This window comes from Arthrobacter sp. YN (genome assembly GCF_002224285.1).
GTDB lineage: Bacteria > Actinomycetota > Actinomycetes > Actinomycetales > Micrococcaceae > Arthrobacter.
In genome coordinates, this window is the sequence record NZ_CP022436.1 from 1241608 (window position 1) to 1258015 (window position 16408).

Sequence of the window (16408 nt, forward strand, 5' to 3'; positions counted from 1 at the left end):
AGATGACCCGCATTTTTGATAACCCGGCAGATTTTGCCGATGAAGCGCTGGACGGCTTCGTTGCGGCCAACCGCGGCTACGTGGCCCGCGTTGACGGCGGCGTCGTCCGCTCCACTGAAGTCCCCAACGGCCAGGTCGCCCTGGTGGTCGGCGGCGGCTCCGGACACTACCCGGCCTTCGCTGGACTCGTCGGGCCCGGGCTTGCCACTGGTTCGGCGTGCGGCAACATGTTCGCATCGCCGGCGGCAGGCCAGGTGTATCGGGTGGCCAAGGCTGCCAACGCGGGCGGTGGAGTCCTGCTCAGCTACGGCAACTACGCCGGCGACGTCCTGCACTTCGGCCAAGCGCAGCTCCGGCTCAACGCCGAGGGCATCGATACGCGGACGGTCACCGTCACTGACGACATCGCCAGTGCGCCGATCGAACAACTCGAGAAGCGCAGGGGCATTGCCGGCGACCTCACCGTCTTCAAGATTGCCGGCGCCGCAGCCGAAGCGGGACTGGACCTTGACGGCGTCGAGCGTTTGGCCATCAAGACCAACCACCGGACCCGTTCCCTGGGCGTGGCCTTTGACGGCTGCACGCTTCCCGGCGCCAAGGATCCGCTGTTCCACGTGCCTGCCGGGCAGATGTCGCTAGGTCTCGGTATCCATGGCGAGCCCGGCATTTCCGAGCACACCATGCCCACAGCATCAGAGCTGGCCGAACTTCTTGTTTCGAAGCTTCTCAACGACAAGCCTGAGGACGCCGGGGACCGTGTGGTGGCTATCGTCAACGGCCTGGGAACGGTGAAGTACGACGAACTCTTCCTGCTGTTCGGCAAGGTGGAAAAGCTGCTCACGGCCGCGGGACTCACCGTTGTTGAACCCGAGTGCGGCGAGCTGGTGACCAGCCTGGATATGTCAGGACTGTCGCTGACGCTGTTGTGGCTGGACGAAGAACTTGAGCAGTACTGGGCCGCGCCCGCGGACACTCCGGCGTTCCGCAAGGGCAGCATGGCGCCCCGCGCACACCGCGCTGAAGCAGCAATCGACGACGCCGAAACCGTCGACGTCGAACAGCCCACCGCTGCTGCGGCTGACCTCGGGCAGTTGGCTGTCGCCGTGCTCGCCCAGGTGAGGGACGTCGTCGTCGAGCATGAAGATGAACTCGGCAAGCTGGACGCGATCGCCGGCGATGGCGACCACGGCATCGGTATGCGGCGCGGCGTTGATGCTGCGGCGTCGGCAGGCGAAGCTGCCGCTGGTTCGTCCGCGGCGCGGGTCCTGACCGCAGCCGGCGAGGCTTGGAGCGAACGCGCCGGTGGAACCTCCGGGGCTCTGTGGGGATCAGCGGTCATCGCCGCCGGGTTGTCGCTCGGGAACCGCGATACGTACACATCGGAGGATGCAGGCGCCGCTGTACAGGCCTTCGTCCGCGCCATCACCGAACTCGGCAAGGCCGAGCCTGGGGACAAGACCATGGTGGACGCGCTCCTGCCCTTCCGGGACGCCTTCCAGACAGAGCTCGACGGCGGGGCTCCCGTTGACCGGGCGCTGGCAGTAGCCGCCGCGGCCGCTGAGTCCGCTGCCGCCAAGACTGCGGATTTGCGCCCGCTCAAAGGCCGGGCACGTCCGCTCGCGGAAAAGAGCCTCGGCCATCCCGATCCAGGGGCGGTGTCCTTCGGACTGATCGCCTCCAGGATCTCGCAATTCATCGATTCACAACTGGCCACGGCTGCCCCCTCGGGACAGCGGTCGACCGGAAACGGAGCCCAAGCATGAGCAACACCGAAGGCTGGCGCATCGTCGTCGGCAATGACGAAGCCGGAGTCGAATACAAGCAGGCACTCCTGGCGTTGCTGGAAGCGGATCCCCGCGTGGCAACAGTGACGGACGTCGGCGTTGGTTTCAACGACTCCACCGCGTACCCGCACGTCGCCGTTGACGCCGCCCGCAAAGTGGCCGAAGGCGAAGCCGACCGCGCACTGTTGATCTGCGGTACGGGCCTCGGCGTGGCCATCGCTGCCAACAAAGTCCCCGGAATCCGTGCGGTCACCGCACACGACAGCTACTCCGTGGAAAGGTCCGTCCTGAGCAACAACGCTCAGGTCCTCACGCTCGGCCAGCGGGTCATTGGCTTGGAACTGGCCAAGAAGCTCGTAGGGGAGTGGCTGGGCCACCGCTTTGACCACACGTCATCCTCCGCCGCCAAGGTGGACGCCATCTGCTCGTACGAGCCCGACTACACGAAGGCAGTCTGATCATGACTACTCCCGAGACAACCGAAGCCACAGCCGACAACGCAGCCCGGAAGATCGCCGTCGTCGGTTCCGGCTACATGGGTGGCGGCATCGCCCAGGTGCTGGCTCTTGGCGGGGCGCGTGTTGCCCTGGCCGATGTCTCTGCCGAGGTCGCGCAGAAGAACTACGACCGCCTGCTGGTGGAGTCGGAGCAGTTCATCGCCGACGGACTCTTCCCGGCAGGGTCAACGGAGATCCTCAAGCAGAACCTGTGGGCCGCCAAGGACATCGAAGAGGCCGTTGCGGACGCCGATTTCATTGAGGAGTGCGTTCCAGAGGTCCTGGACATCAAGCACCAAACCCTCGCCCGCATCAGTGCTGCTGCCCGCCCGGACGCCCTGATCGGTTCCAACACCTCCACGATTTCCATTGGCGCATTGGCAGAAGCCGTCACCAACCCGGAGCGGTTCCTCGGCGTGCACTTCTCCAACCCGTCACCGTTCATTCCCGGCGTCGAGATCATCCCTCACGCCGGCACGGATGCCGCAACGGTTGCCGCGTCCCGCGAGCTGGTCCACGCGGCAGGTAAGCAGACCGCCGTCGTCAAGGACGTCACCGGCTTCGTGCTGAACCGTCTGCAGTATGCGCTGTTCCACGAAGCCGCGCAGCTGGTGGAGCAGGGAATCGCAACAGCGGACGACGTCGACACGTTGGTGCGTACGACGTTCGGCTTCCGCTTGCCCTTCTTCGGTCCGTTCGCCATTGCGGATATGGCCGGTTTGGATGTCTACAACTTCTGCTACAAGTCGCTGCAGACCGGCTTCCCGGAACGCTTCGCGACGCCGAAGATCCTTTCGGACCTGGTGGACGCAGGCAAGCTGGGCACCAAGACCGGTGCAGGCTTCCTCAATGTTCCCGCCGAACGCACTCCGGAACTCATCGCCTACCGCAACAAGGCCTACGTGGCCATGCAGAAGCTCATTGAAGAGCTCGGCCCGGCCCCCATCAACTAAGACCTTTCAGGAGAAGAACCCATGACTTTCCCCGTAGAACGCACAGCAATCGTCACCGGCGCCGTTTCCGAGCGCGGCATCGGCCGTGCCACCGTCAACTACCTGGCCGGGCAGGGTTGGAACATCGGCATCATCGACCTCGATGACGCCGATTGCAAGATCGCAGCCAAAGAAATCGCCGCCGAGTACGGCGTCCAGGCCCATGGCGTTGGTGCCAACGTCGCCAGCGAAGCCGAGGTCCGCGCCGCCATTGATGAGCTTGAGGCCGAACTTCCGCAGATCGTCGCGCTGGCCAACGTTGCCGGAGTCAGCTCGCCTGTCGGCTACCTGGAACTGGAACCCGCTGAGTGGGACCGTGTCCTGAACATCAACCTCAACGGCGTCCACTACGCCACCCGCCGTGTGGCCGAGTCCATGGTCAAGAACCGCATCGGTCGAATCGTGAACATCTCCTCGGTCTCCGCCCAGCGCGGCGGCGGCACGTTCTCGAAAACCCCGTACTCCGTAGCCAAGGCCGGCGTCATTGGCCTGACCCGAGCGACTGCACGGGAACTGGGCGAGTACGACATCACCGTCAACGCCATTTCTCCCGGCCCCATCGACACCGACATCATGGGCGGCACCCTGAGCCAGGAACGCAAGGACGAACTCACCAAGGACCTGGTGGTGAACCGTGTGGGCTCCACCCGGGACATCGCCGCCGCCATCGCCTTCCTCATCAGCGAGGACTCCGGGTACATCTCCGGCCAGACGCTGAATGTGGATGGCGGACTGTACATGCACTAGGCCCACGGCAATGAAGACCTGGACGAGAGAACGCAAGATCTACCTTGCCGTGGGCGTCCTCACCTGCGCTGTGGGTATGCTGCTCATCTTCTTCCCGCGCTGATCGCGCCTGTGCGCGGCTGACCCGCGCCGCACTCGTCATTTCCCTGTCACTCAAAGAGGAGTTTCAATGTCTGTTGCCACCAATTCCACGAAGGAGTTGCTGGATACGCCGGTCCTCAAATCGGCCATTTCCAAGGCGTCGCGTCGGCTCATGCCCATGCTCGTCATCCTGTACGTGGTGGCCTTCCTGGACCGCACCAACGTTGGCTTCGCAGAAGCAGCGCTGGAAGTGGACCGGGGCATCACCGCCGGAGCCTACGCCCTGGGTGCGGGTATCTTCTTCATCGGCTACGCGCTGTTCGAGATTCCCAGCAACCTGCTCCTCACCAAGTTCGGCGCCAAGGTGTGGCTCGCCCGCATTGCCATCACCTGGGGCATCGTGTCAGCCTGCTTCGCGTTTGTGCAGGGTGAGACGTCGTTCATCATCCTCCGCTTCCTGCTGGGCGTCACCGAAGCCGGTCTGTTCCCCGGCGTCATCATGTTCCTTGCGGCCTGGTTCCCCAACAAGGTTCGCGTGAAGATGTTCGCCATCTTCTACCTGGCCCAGCCGTTCTCCCAGATGATGGGTGCACCCCTGTCCGGCTGGCTCATCAACATCGGCGACCAGGTTCCGGGCGTTGCCGGCTGGCAGGTGATGTTCTTCGTTGAGGGCATGCTCGCCGTCCTGGCCGGTATTGCCGCCTACTTCTTCCTCATCAACAGTCCCCAGGACGCCAAGTTCCTGACCAAGGAAGAGAAACGGGCTCTGTCCGATGTCATGGCGCTCGAGGACACGGTGAAGGAGGAATCCGGCCCCCGCGGCGTTCTTGCCTCCATGCGTAACGGCCGGGTCTGGTACTTCACCGTCATCTACTTCTGCCTGCAGGTGGCCGTCTATGGCGTGACGTTCTACCTGCCACAGCAGGTGGCGCAGCTGACCGGGCAAAAGGTGGGCATCGCCGTCGGCCTCCTCGCGGCCATCCCGTGGTTCTTCGGCATCTTCGCCTGCTACTTCATCGGCAAGGCAGCCAACACTGTGGCGCGTCGCCGTCGCTGGGGCACAGCGTTGTTCATCTCCACCGGCCTGTGCATCTTTGGTTCCGCATGGGCCGGTGCCAACCAAATGCCCGCCCTGGGCATCATCTTCATCACCCTTGCGGTGTGCAGCTTCCTGTCCACCGGCCCCATCTGCTGGTCATATCCGACGGCGTTTCTCACCGGAACTGCCGCGGCCGCCGGTATCGGGCTGATCAACTCCCTCGGAAACCTGGGTGGGTTCGTGGCGCCGATCCTGCGCACCACGGTCAACCAAGTTACGGCCTCGGACACCGGAACCATGGGTGTCTACGCACTGGGTGTCCTGCCGTTTGTCGCGGCCATGCTGATGTTCGGTACCAAGCGCTTCAGCAATAAGGCCGACGAACTGTTGGAGAAATAGAGCGTGAACCTGCCAGCTTTCCCTTCTGCTGCGGACTCTGCCACGGACGCCGCGCTGGACACTGTGTTCATTGGCGTCAGCACCAAGATGTACATGGGCTACGCGCAGAGCTTGGCGTGGCTGGAGCAATTGGTGGCAGAAGTGGAGACCCGTCCGGCCCTCGTGGCCGGACGGGTGGTCCCGTTTGTGATCCCGTCGCATCCGGTGTTGCCCGCTGCAGCGCGTTTGCTTCAGGGCTCGCCACTGGTCCTGGGCGCTCAGAACTGCGGCTGGGCTGACGGGCCATGGACGGGTGAGGTGTCACCGTCCATGCTCGCTGAGCTTGGAGTGGGATTGGTGGAAATCGGTCACGCTGAGCGGCGGCGCTACTTTGCCGAAGATGAGGCGATGATCGCGCTCAAGGTCAGTGCCGCCGTCGATGCCGGGCTGACTCCGCTGCTGTGTGTGGGAGAGCCCGAAGTTCTGGAACCGGAGGCAGCGGCGGACACGGTGTTCGGGCAGATCAAGGCTGCAGTGTCCGGCGACTGGTCGCTTGCTTCGAAACTTGTGATCGCCTACGAGCCCGTCTGGGCGATCGGCGCTCCTGAACCTGCCTCAGCGGCATATGTTTCGCAGGCAGTCGGAACCCTGCGTTCGGCGCTTGCCCAGCACGGGTTGGCCAGGCTGCCCATCATTTATGGCGGGTCGGCGAAACCCGGCTTGTTGCCGCAACTGGACGGGGTTTCCGGGCTTTTCCTTGGCCGCTTCGCACACGACGCCAGCAACTTCGGCCGGGTCCTGGACGAAGCCTTGAGTTTTTGTACAGCAGATGCCCCTAAGACGCCCTCTAAAGGGCATTAGGTGTACGAAAACTCCGCTGGCAGAGGGCCACGAAGCCGCCGAGGTTTTCGAGGCCTTCCGGATGGGTCGGCAAATAGTTGGTCAGTTCAGGCGAACGCACGACGACGGCACGCCACTGACCGCGCGACACCGCCACGTTGATCCGGTTGCGGGACAGCAGGAATTCCATGCCACGGGGAACTTCACCGGCGGCCGATGCGGCCATGGAGACGATGACCACCGGGGCTTCCTGGCCTTGGAACTTGTCCACGGTTCCTACCCGCACTGTCCCGAGGCCGGCAGATCGGAGCTCATGTTTGATGAGCTGGACCTGGGCGTTATAGGCCGCGACCACAAGGATGTCTGTTTCCTCGAGGGGACGGCGTTCCGGGGAGTCCGAAGGGTCCAGCCATTTCAGGCCCAGATGGGCCTGGACTTGCCGGACGACCTCAACTGCTTCTTCAGGCGAGGCAGTGGAGTTGGCGGTGTGCGTAACGTACACACAGGAAATTCCGGGGCTCGCCCCTTCCAGTTCACGCATGGTTGCGGCAGGAGCGGCCTCGAGCCGGTTGTCGTAGGACAGCTCCGACACTGCGCTGCACAGCTCCGGATGCATGCGCCACGACAACGCCAGGAAGTAGCCGAGGTGGGACGGCAAGGTGTTGTAGCCATCCGACAGCCAACCCAGGGCAGATTCATCAACGGGTTCCGGATGCTTGCCTTGGGTGACCTGAGGAAGTTGCTGCGGGTCACCGAGGAGCAGGAGCCGTTTGGCGGCCCGGCTGACAGCCATGGTGTTGGCCAGCGAGAACTGACCCGCTTCGTCGATGACCAGGAGATCGAGCGATCCGGCGGGGACTTCCTTGCCCACCATGGTCCACGCGGTGCCGCCGATCAGGGCGCCACCCGGTGTGGACAAGAGCTCTTCCACGTCGCCTTTGGCGCAGTTGGTCCACGGCACAGGATCGTTGTGCTTGACGTCCTTGGCCACCAGGCGGGGATCGATGCCCGCTTTCTCCACGGCAGCGCAGAGCATGTTTTCCACTACGGCGTGGGATTGCGCCACGACGCCGACCTTCCACCCGTCGGCCACCAGCCTGGCCAGCACGTGGGCGCCAACGTATGTCTTCCCGCTGCCGGGAGGACCCTGGACGGCCAGATAGGAATGGTCCAAGTCCTTGACCGCCGCTGTGATGGCATCGATATAGCCATCGGGGCCTGAGGGAACTGTTGGAAGGTTGGCGAGGGTGCCCAGCCTGGGCGGCTGGCGGCGGACCAGGTCCAGTGCCGGATCCTTGGGCCAGGAAGGCAACGCCGCGCGGAGCTTGGTAGCCAACGCGGCCAATGCAGCCCTTTGCCCGGTCGTCTGAATCGGGCTGTCCGGGGTCAGCGCCATGGGGGTTTGGACGAACTCGGTGGAGTCTTTGCGAAGCTTCTCGACGATGGTGACGAACTCGAAGTCACCCTCTTCGCCGACCTCGATGACCTCTGTCCCGCCCCACCCCGCACGGCCCAGTACTGAGGATTCCTTGGCGGCCAGAGCATCCGGCAACGGAGACCCGTACATTCGGAAATACTTCCTGCCCGGATCCAATCCCGCGCCGTCACCGGACCGGCCCAGCAGTTTCACGATCCGGGCAGGGTTGCTGCGAGGTGTTGGTTTCGCCCAGTCCTGCAGCAACTCCGCGTGGTCCACCATGAATTGGTCGCGGGACTCGTCCCATTGGGAAGTTGGCTTTTCCAGACGGTCGAAGTGTCCCCACCAGTGCTGTTTGTCCTCACGGCGGTGGTACCCGACCCCTGCAGCGACGATGCCGATGGCCCGGGAATTCAGCGTTGCCTGTTCTTCCGAGGGCAGGCCGGCCACGTAGTCGAACAGCGCCTTCTCTTCGGGCGGTGCCTCGTACTTCTCCGGCTCAGTGTCGGAAGGAGCATCATCGTTCACAGGTCCGCCGGGAACAATGGATCGCTCCGCAGCCCGGGCCAGCAGCCAGTTGCGCAGTTCCAGTGTCGACAAGCAGTCGTACTCGTTGTAGTCCCTGATCCCTTCGAGAATGGCGGCAGCCTGCCCAGCCTGGCCAGTATCCCTGGCAGTGCAATAGTCCGCGTAGGCCACCACGGAAGCTCCGGCGTCGGTGACGTCCCCGGAGCGCAGGCGCTGGCCCATGTACAGCGGCTCAAGTTTCTTGATGCTGTAAGAGTTCTCGGAGACCCGGATGCTGTGCCGGACGGTGTCAAAGAGGTCCACCAGGACACCTTGGCGCAGGAGGTCGTCGACGGCGGTTTCGCCCACCACATGCGTCAGGGACAGGTTCCGCAGCGCCGTTTTCTCGTAGGAGGCGTAGTGGTAAATGTGCATACCGGGATACCTGGCACGGCGCTGGGCTACGTAGTCCAGGAAGTCAACGAACGCCTGGCCTTCCTCAGCGCGTGAATGCGCCCAGAAAGGGCGGAACACAGGCTCCGTCCCGGGCGCCACGGGGTTTTCGATGACGCCGAAGAGGTACTCCAGTCCCCACTTGCCCGTGGCGGTGTCCTGCCAGAGGGGATCGCCCTCGAAGTCGAAGAAGATATCGCCCGGGTCCGGTGCGGGAAGCCTGCCGAGGGTGTTGTCAGGGAGGACGTTGTAACTGATGGCCTTGGTTTCTCCGGACTTGTCCGTGTACGTGACGGTGCCGTCCGGGTTGCCGGTACCCGTTTGCAGTTGGGCTTGATCGCGGAGCCTCAGCTGCGTGGAGTCTCCGGTTGCCGGCATGGTTGCGAGTTGGTCGATGGTCGTGATGCCGGACTCGATGAGTTTCTTGCGGCGGCTGATGCGCATGCCGGCCACCATGAGGAGATCACGGTGCAGTTGGACCTGTTCGGCGCAATAGTCGCAGCGGCCGCAGGCCGAGTACCGGGAGTCACCCCATTCCACCGGACCGGGCTCCGTGGCATGCGTAGATGTCATGCCAAGGAAGCGTTCACGCCGTTCCTTGAAGACAGGGAGGATCTGCGAAAGGGGGTGGTCGCTGTGGACCCGGTTGCCCAGCACCAGGGTGACGGTGGGATCCGGCGTGATTCCCGCTTTGAGCAGTTGGTCTCCATAGGCCGCGAGCTGCAGGAGGGCTGTGACCTTGGCATGGCGTGCCAGCTTGGTATCGAACACCGCATAAAGCCCACCGGGCTGCTTCACCAGGAAATCGGAACGCCCGTGAAACTCACCGTCGAAGAAAGCGGCTTGGAACACCACATCCGCTCCGGAGCGCAGGGCGTCGATGGATTCCGCGTGCTTGGCCGAAAGTGCGGCACGGTCCATCACCGTGGCGGGGACGACGTCGTAAACGCCCTTCCCGGTGGCGGCATCCCAATGCCCGAACTTGTCTACGAACTCATCCAGCACCCGATGCTCGTGAACATCGCCAAGGGCCGCGGTACGCTCCAACATGGCGTCTGCTGCGAAGTCCGGCTTGGGCAAACGGCCAAGTTTTTCGTCGAGTTTGCGGAGCAGTTGGTACTCGCAGGTTGCTGCAATGACGAGGTCGCTGGCAGAGAAGACCAGGTCCTGCGGGGCGCCCGCCATCTCCGGATCGAGAAAGAACACAGAGACCCACCTTCCTTCCACGCCGGTTGAAATCCTTATAGCCAAGCTATCAGCGGGCACCGACAAAATAACTTCCGGCAAAATTGCGTCCGGCCACTTTAGACTGCACCCATGACCGATTCAGCCCCCACCGTGGACCCAGCCTTCGAAGCCGCCTACCAGGCCGCACAAAAGAGCCTCAGCGAGGGCGGCATTCCCATTGGTGCCGCGTTGGCCCGCAACGGCGTGGTGGTCGCCAGCGGCCACAACGAACGTGTCCAGCACGGCGACCCGATTGCGCACGGCGAGATGTCCGCGCTCCGGGCGGCCGGACGACAAAAGAGCTACCGCGACACCACGCTCTACACCACCTTGGCGCCCTGCGCGATGTGCACGGGAACCATCATCCAGTTCAAGATCCCGCGGGTTGTCGTGGGCGAAGCCGAGACCTTCCCCGGCGAATTCGACCTCCTGCGTTCACGTGGCGTCGAGGTGGTGGTCCTGGACGATCCCCGTTGCGTGGACATGATGCGCACATTCCAGGACGAGCACCCGGAACTGTGGGCAGAGGACATCGCGGAATAACCGTCGCCGGCTACAGAAGGTCCATATACCAGCTAACCATCCGAGGACTTTTTGGCAGGCTTCCTCGGAGCTGCCCGGCGGGAGCGGGCCGCCGGCGTTGAAGGAATCAGTTCCTTGACCTGGGCCAGCACGGTGGAGTTGGCGCCGCGGGCGCCCAGATCCTTTGCAAGGGTTTCCACCTCAGACTTTGCGGCGGCGCTGTTGTCCGCCTTCGCGTGGAGTTCCGTGCGCAATTCCACCAGGCCGCGGTAGGCAAGGTTACTCGCCGCACCGGCAGACTGTTGATAGCGGGCGAGGCCGGCATCGGTCAGCGCCAGCGCCCGCTGGGGATCAGCGCTATGGTGCTTGACCATCTTTTCGTCCTTGCGGCGATAGAAATCATCGCCCACAGACTGCGCGACGGCGGTGGCCGCCTTGACGCCCAAAGGTTCACTGCCAAAGCGTTCGGCGGCCTCGGTCAGGGCATTCAGCCCTCTCTCCAAATAGGGCGACATGGACCCTTCAAACGCCAAGGTCAGGCCCACTTCCCGGGTGAAGAACTCAGGAGCGAAGCGGTCCTCTTCCCTGGTGACGGGGAAACCTACGCGCAGCGGCAACGTGTTGGACGCCTGCACGATGCCATCCGTGGAATAGATGGCGCGAACCAGATACTGCCCGGGCTCATCGAAAGCGAAGCCCTCCACGCCGTAAGCGAGCTGGACCAGCTGGCTGAAGCGATCGCTGCCGTCGTCGTCGCCCACCGGCGCCGGCGCCAGCGTGACCATTTCCGGGAGGCCGTAGAAGCAGACCACCGACTCGTGCAACACCACCGTCCCGTTGGGCTTCTGGACGTACACGGTGGTGTTGCCATAGCGGGGGTCCAGCCGGCCATCCACCATGACCGGCACGTCAGTGGTATTCCGCAACCGGAACTCGATGGACACAGGTTCCATGTAGTCGAAGTGGTCCTTCGCGGAGAGCATCAGTTCCACGTCGCTGCCCGGACCGGAAACCGTCATGGCGCCCGCGGGGGATTCCAGGTGCCCTCCGGAGGCCCATGGATCGCCACCCATGATCACGGAGGCGCGGTCTCCGTGGCGCATGTGGAGGAGCTCGTCGTCGTCGAAGCGGAAGCGGAAGTTGCCCCAGAAGGAGTCAGTGCCGTTGCGCTGATCGTATTTCCAGTCGTAGTTCATCCAGGACAGCGAGTCCGGGCGGGCCTTGTCCCAGGCATGCAGGAAGTTGAACGCGTGCCCGGCCTCGTGGACCCAGGTGTACAGGAAGTGCCGCATGGCCCATGCCTGATCCTGGGTGACCGGATTGGAGACGAGGTTGGTGAACCAGGAGTGGTTCCGGAAGACCGCAAAACCCTGGCGGTCCGGTCCGCGACCCGCGCCGCCAAAGCCCGCAGCGGCGTCGAACATAATGCCACCCACGCCGGCGGTGTCAAAGATGCCGGCCTGGATGCCCCACATGTTCCACGCCGGCCATCCCGAGTTGTACTTGCCGAACGAGGTTTCCATGGCGTCATGGAGTTCCCCGACGTTCCAGGAAGCGAAGCCTGCCGCGGTGTCGTCGATGACCGTGTGGACCGGGTCGATAGTGACCGCGATTCCGGCGTCCGTATAGGAGGACTCGATGGTGATGGTCCGGTTGGGCACGTCAGCGGGACGGTTGGTGTGGGCATGGCTGTTGTAGACGGGGACCTTGGGCTCGATGTCCACGGACGAGCAGTAGTCCAACTCCAGGTTCATGTCGCGGAAGGCCTCCGAACGGTAGGAGCACGCATAGGGCTTGCCGGGGATCCCGCCGGACGTGAACGTGGCAACAGCCCCGGTAACAGCACCGTGGGACCACGAAACCACTATGTCCACGGTGGTGGCAGGGTGGGTTCCTTTCCAATAGCGGACTGTCCCGGCGATCTGCACGTCGGTATCTGTGAACGCCACAAGAGGTGTGTCCACAATCCAGGACTCCACGTACGTCTTCACCAGCTGGTTGACACCGGCGACCTTCACGAAGCGGGTGCTGTAGAGATCGCCGCTGACCTTGTTCATGACCGGCGACTCGGCGTTGCCGCGGGCGTCGATATCCAAGCGCAGGTCCAAGGCGCTTCCGATGGGGCCGGGATTGCCTTGGAAGCCTTCATACCGTCCGCTGACCGCGGTGGGTTGGCGGCAACTCCAAAGATCGGATGCGGGGGCAGGGGCGTAGTAGGTGCTGGGGACGTTGGGGGTGTCCATGGGGAGATCTTTCTCGCGCTGAAGCAGTCAAATATGCGATCGCCCACGCGCTCTTGGCGCAGAGGCGGCATGACGGTCCAGGGCGGGGCGGGGTGCGCGTGATGAGGCTCAGATGAGTCGAAATGGCCGATGCCCAGAAGCCGTGTGTAACCCACACTGAGGATACTCCAGCGAATGGACTATATCCAGAGAAACAAGGCCATTTTTTGGTCTCCAGGGGGTCCCAATGATCTGGTCAGCGGTACCCAGCGAGCGTAGGCTGGCATCATCGGCGCCCGGAGCCGAAGGACTCGTGCCGCAGGCCCCGCGTCGATCACCCCAATCGATGAAGGAGGACCCATGAGTGCCGTACGTGAATTCATGACCACGAATGCGCAGTGCATCGGCGAGGATAAAACTCTCCAGGAAGCCGCCATGCTGATGAGGGATCTGGACTGCGGTTCACTTCCCATCTGCGGCAGCGACGGCAAGCTCACCGGCTTCATCACCGACCGCGACATTGTGGTCAAGTGTTTGGCCGAAGGTAAGGACGCCCGCGAAGTCCTTGCCCGCGAGCTCGCCACCGGCAAGCCGTACTGGGTGGACGCCGATGCCAACGTGGACGAGGCCGTCACCATAATGGAGGAACGCCAAGTCCGCCGCCTGCCCGTCATCAGCGACCACAAGTTGGTGGGCATCATCAGCCAGGGCGACATCGCCCGCAACCACTATGCCGAACAGCGCCTGGGCGAAATGGTGGAGCACATCTCCGCCAAGGAGCACATGGCCCACTGAACCAGTCCCAGCGGTTCCGCAGTATCCACTCCAGCCGCCGCGAGGCCCTCCCTTAGAGGAAGGCCTCGCGGCCCGTTCCTTCACGCAACACCAGTTCGCCCTCTTCGATGGAGACGATCAGGCTCTTGGGTTTTCCCACGAGCTTCTTCGTTGCGCTGAGCTGTCTGCTGCTGACTTCCACCCCCACCGTGGCACCCTTGGCGGGAAGTTCCACCGTGACTTCGTCGGCCATCCCCAGCAGCATCTTGGTGGAGATGCCGTGCTCGGATACGGCTTCCTTGCCGTTGACGGTGACGGTCACGTCATCGGCATCAAACCCGTCCTGAAGGATGATGAGCAGTTCCTGCATGGTCCAACTACAGCACTAACGGCGTCCCCGGGATAGGCCTTCGCGCTACCCGTCTTCGGAAACTGTCGCCCACGTGAGGCAAACTGTCATGGTGACTTCAAATCTCCAACACCAGTCAGCTGATACCGCCATCCACGCCCAGATCGCCGCTGAACTCGGCGTCAAGGCCTGGCAAGTCAAGGCCGCGGTGGAACTGCTCGACGCCGGATCCACCGTCCCCTTCATCGCCCGCTACCGCAAGGAAGTCACCGGGACGCTCGATGACACCCAGCTCCGCGACCTTGAGGAACGCCTCAGATACCTGCGCGAGCTGGAAGAACGGCGCAAGTCCGTCCTCGAGGCGATTGCCGCACAAGGCAAGCTGACCCCGGAACTCGAAGCCGCCGTCGTCGGCGCTGATACCAAGGCGCGCCTTGAAGACATCTATCTGCCGTTCAAATCCAAGCGCCGCACCAAAGCGCAGATCGCCCGCGAAGCCGGGCTGGAGCCGCTGGCCGACGTCCTGCTGGCCAATCCGCAGCTGGATCCCACGACCGAAGCCGCCAAGTACCTGAACGCCGGGCACTCCATCGACGACGCCACTGCAGCGCTCGCAGGAGCCCGCGCCATCCTGGTGGAGCGCGTGGGGCAGGACGCCGATCTCGCCGAAGATCTGCGGGAACGCCTTTGGAAGCAGGGACGCATGGTGTCCCGCGTCAAGAAGGGCATGGAGGCCGAGGGCCAGAAGTTCAAGGACTACTTCGAGTTCACGCAGGTGCCCTCCGGAATGCCGTCGCACCGCGTGCTCGCGCTGTTGCGTGGCGAAAAGGACGGTGTCCTGGAGTTGGATCTCGCCGAGGCGGACCCAGCCGACGACGACGCCCTGGCCGCCGCCCGGGGTAAGTATGAGAACGCTGTGGCCAAGTGCCTCGGAGTCGCCAACCAGGGTCGGCCCGCCGATACCTGGCTGATGCAAACCGCCCAGCTCGCCTGGCGGGGACGCATTCTGGATCGGCTGACCACTGATCTTCGCGGACGCATGTTCGCGGATGCCGAGGATGAGGCCGTTCGCGTGTTTGCCGCCAACCTGCGTGACGTCCTGCTCGCCGCGCCGGCCGGCAACCGCGCCACCCTTGGGCTCGATCCGGGTCTCCGGACCGGCGTGAAGGTGGCTGTGGTGGACGGCACGGGCAAGGTGGTCACTACGGAAACGATCTACCCGCATGCACCTGTCAAGAAGTGGGACGAAGCCCTGGCCACCCTCGGCCGGCTCGCCAAGCAGTACAAGGTGGAACTCGTCGCGATCGGCAACGGCACCGCCTCCCGTGAGACGGACAAGCTGGCCACCGAACTCATCAAGTCCCTCGAAGCCGCAGGTTCCAAGGGAATTCAGAAGCTGGTGGTATCCGAAGCCGGAGCCTCCGTGTATTCAGCGTCTGCCTTGGCCGCTTCCGAACTTCCGGGCATGGACGTTTCGCTGCGTGGGGCTGTGTCCATTGCCCGCCGACTCCAGGATCCCTTGGCGGAACTGGTCAAGATCGAGCCGAAGTCGATCGGTGTGGGGCAGTACCAGCACGACGTCACCGCTGCGAAGCTGGACCGTTCATTGGACGCTGTAGTGGAAGACTGCGTGAACGCCGTGGGCGTGGATGTGAACACCGCATCGCCGGCGCTGCTGAGCCGTGTGGCCGGCGTCGGTCCCCTGCTGAGCGAAAACATCGTGGCTTACCGGAACGAGAATGGCCCGTTCGCCAAACGCAGCGACCTGAAGAAAGTGCCGCGGCTGGGCGCCAAGGCCTTCGAACAGTGCGCCGGCTTCCTCCGGATCACCGGGGGAGTGGAGCCGCTGGATGCCTCCAGCGTGCACCCGGAGGCTTACTCCGTGGCCCGGAAGATCCTGGTAGCAGCCGGCGGCGGACCCGCCACGGCGCTGGATCCGCAGTCTTTCGTGGACGGCACCTTTGGTTTGCCTACGGTGAAGGACATTATGTCCGAGCTGGAGAAGCCGGGCCGCGATCCGCGTCCTGCGTTCAAGGCGGCGTCGTTCTCCGAGGGCATCGAAAAGATCTCCGACCTCAAGCCCGGCATGATCCTTGAGGGCACAGTGACCAACGTGGCCGCGTTCGGTGCGTTCGTGGACGTCGGAGTGCACCAGGACGGCCTGGTCCACGTCTCGGCGCTGTCCAACAAGTTCGTCTCGGATCCCCGCGAAATCGTGAAGTCCGGCCAGGTGGTCCGGGTCAAGGTCCTGGAAGCAGACCCCGAGCGGAAGCGCATCTCCCTGACCTTGAGGCTCGACGACGAACCCGGCGCAGCGGGCGGCCGCGGCACCGGCGGGCGTGCTTCAGGTGGCCGGGAGTCGGGCGACAGGACTTCGGGTGGTCAGCGTGGCGGCGGTCAGCCCGGTCAGCGTCCCGGTGGTCAGCCCGGCCAAGGGGCGCCGCGGCAGGGTCAAGGTGATCGACGTCAGGGCGGGGCGCGGCCAGGCAAGCCCCAGCAGGCTCCGGAGCCCGCGAACACGGCCATGGCTGAAGCACTGCGACGGGCCGGACTCGGGAAGTAACTGGACTCGGGAATTT

General features: G+C 63.8%; 12 protein-coding genes. 9 read left to right on the top strand and 3 right to left on the bottom strand.

Going from position 1 to position 16408, the window contains the following annotated elements:
• Window positions 1–2: 2 nt before the first annotated feature.
• From dhaL to CGK93_RS05760, 6 genes are all read left to right on the top strand, one after another.
• Window positions 3–1763: a dihydroxyacetone kinase subunit DhaL gene (dhaL, locus tag CGK93_RS05735; RefSeq protein ID WP_089593993.1), complete on the top strand. Its 1761-nt coding sequence runs from the start codon at window positions 3–5 to the stop codon at window positions 1761–1763.
• Window positions 1760–2242, top strand: coding sequence for a ribose-5-phosphate isomerase (locus CGK93_RS05740; protein WP_089593994.1), 483 nt, complete (start codon window positions 1760–1762; stop codon window positions 2240–2242). Before dhaL ends, CGK93_RS05740 begins: the two co-directional genes overlap by 4 nt.
• A 2-nt stretch (window positions 2243–2244) precedes the next feature.
• Window positions 2245–3234: a 3-hydroxyacyl-CoA dehydrogenase family protein gene (locus CGK93_RS05745; protein ID WP_089593995.1), complete on the top strand. Its 990-nt coding sequence runs from the start codon at window positions 2245–2247 to the stop codon at window positions 3232–3234.
• Window positions 3235–3255: 21 nt separating this feature from the next.
• Window positions 3256–4020, top strand: coding sequence for an SDR family NAD(P)-dependent oxidoreductase (locus CGK93_RS05750; RefSeq protein ID WP_089593996.1), 765 nt, complete (start codon window positions 3256–3258; stop codon window positions 4018–4020).
• Window positions 4021–4189: 169 nt separating this feature from the next.
• Window positions 4190–5539 carry an MFS transporter gene (locus tag CGK93_RS05755; RefSeq protein ID WP_089593997.1) on the top strand — a complete coding sequence of 450 codons (1350 nt, stop codon included), beginning with the start codon at window positions 4190–4192 and terminating at the stop codon, window positions 5537–5539.
• A gap of 87 nt (window positions 5540–5626) precedes the next feature.
• Window positions 5627–6379, top strand: coding sequence for a triose-phosphate isomerase family protein (locus CGK93_RS05760; RefSeq protein WP_089597224.1), 753 nt, complete (start codon window positions 5627–5629; stop codon window positions 6377–6379).
• On the opposite strand, the gene CGK93_RS05765 is transcribed toward CGK93_RS05760, so the two are convergent.
• Window positions 6366–9941, bottom strand: a complete 3576-nt coding sequence (locus tag CGK93_RS05765; protein ID WP_089593998.1) for a bifunctional RecB family nuclease/DEAD/DEAH box helicase — start codon at window positions 9939–9941, stop codon at window positions 6366–6368. The two genes, CGK93_RS05760 and CGK93_RS05765, sit on opposite strands and share 14 nt — an antisense overlap.
• A 111-nt stretch (window positions 9942–10052) precedes the next feature.
• Here CGK93_RS05765 and CGK93_RS05770 point away from each other — a divergent pair, with 111 nt between their 5' ends.
• Window positions 10053–10505, top strand: coding sequence for a nucleoside deaminase (locus CGK93_RS05770; protein ID WP_089593999.1), 453 nt, complete (start codon window positions 10053–10055; stop codon window positions 10503–10505).
• Window positions 10506–10537: 32 nt separating this feature from the next.
• Here CGK93_RS05770 and CGK93_RS05775 read toward each other — a convergent pair whose 3' ends face one another.
• Complete coding sequence (locus CGK93_RS05775; protein ID WP_089594000.1) at window positions 10538–12727, bottom strand: hypothetical protein; 2190 nt, start codon at window positions 12725–12727, stop codon at window positions 10538–10540.
• Window positions 12728–13066: 339 nt separating this feature from the next.
• Here CGK93_RS05775 and CGK93_RS05780 point away from each other — a divergent pair, with 339 nt between their 5' ends.
• Window positions 13067–13501, top strand: a complete 435-nt coding sequence (locus CGK93_RS05780; protein ID WP_089594001.1) for a CBS domain-containing protein — start codon at window positions 13067–13069, stop codon at window positions 13499–13501.
• A 52-nt stretch (window positions 13502–13553) separates the two neighbouring features.
• Here CGK93_RS05780 and CGK93_RS05785 read toward each other — a convergent pair whose 3' ends face one another.
• Window positions 13554–13850, bottom strand: a complete 297-nt coding sequence (locus CGK93_RS05785; RefSeq protein ID WP_089594002.1) for a hypothetical protein — start codon at window positions 13848–13850, stop codon at window positions 13554–13556.
• A gap of 88 nt (window positions 13851–13938) precedes the next feature.
• On the opposite strand from CGK93_RS05785, the gene CGK93_RS05790 reads away from it, so the two are divergent.
• Complete coding sequence (locus CGK93_RS05790) at window positions 13939–16392, top strand: Tex family protein (RefSeq protein ID WP_089594003.1); 2454 nt, start codon at window positions 13939–13941, stop codon at window positions 16390–16392.
• Window positions 16393–16408 lie beyond the last annotated feature (16 nt).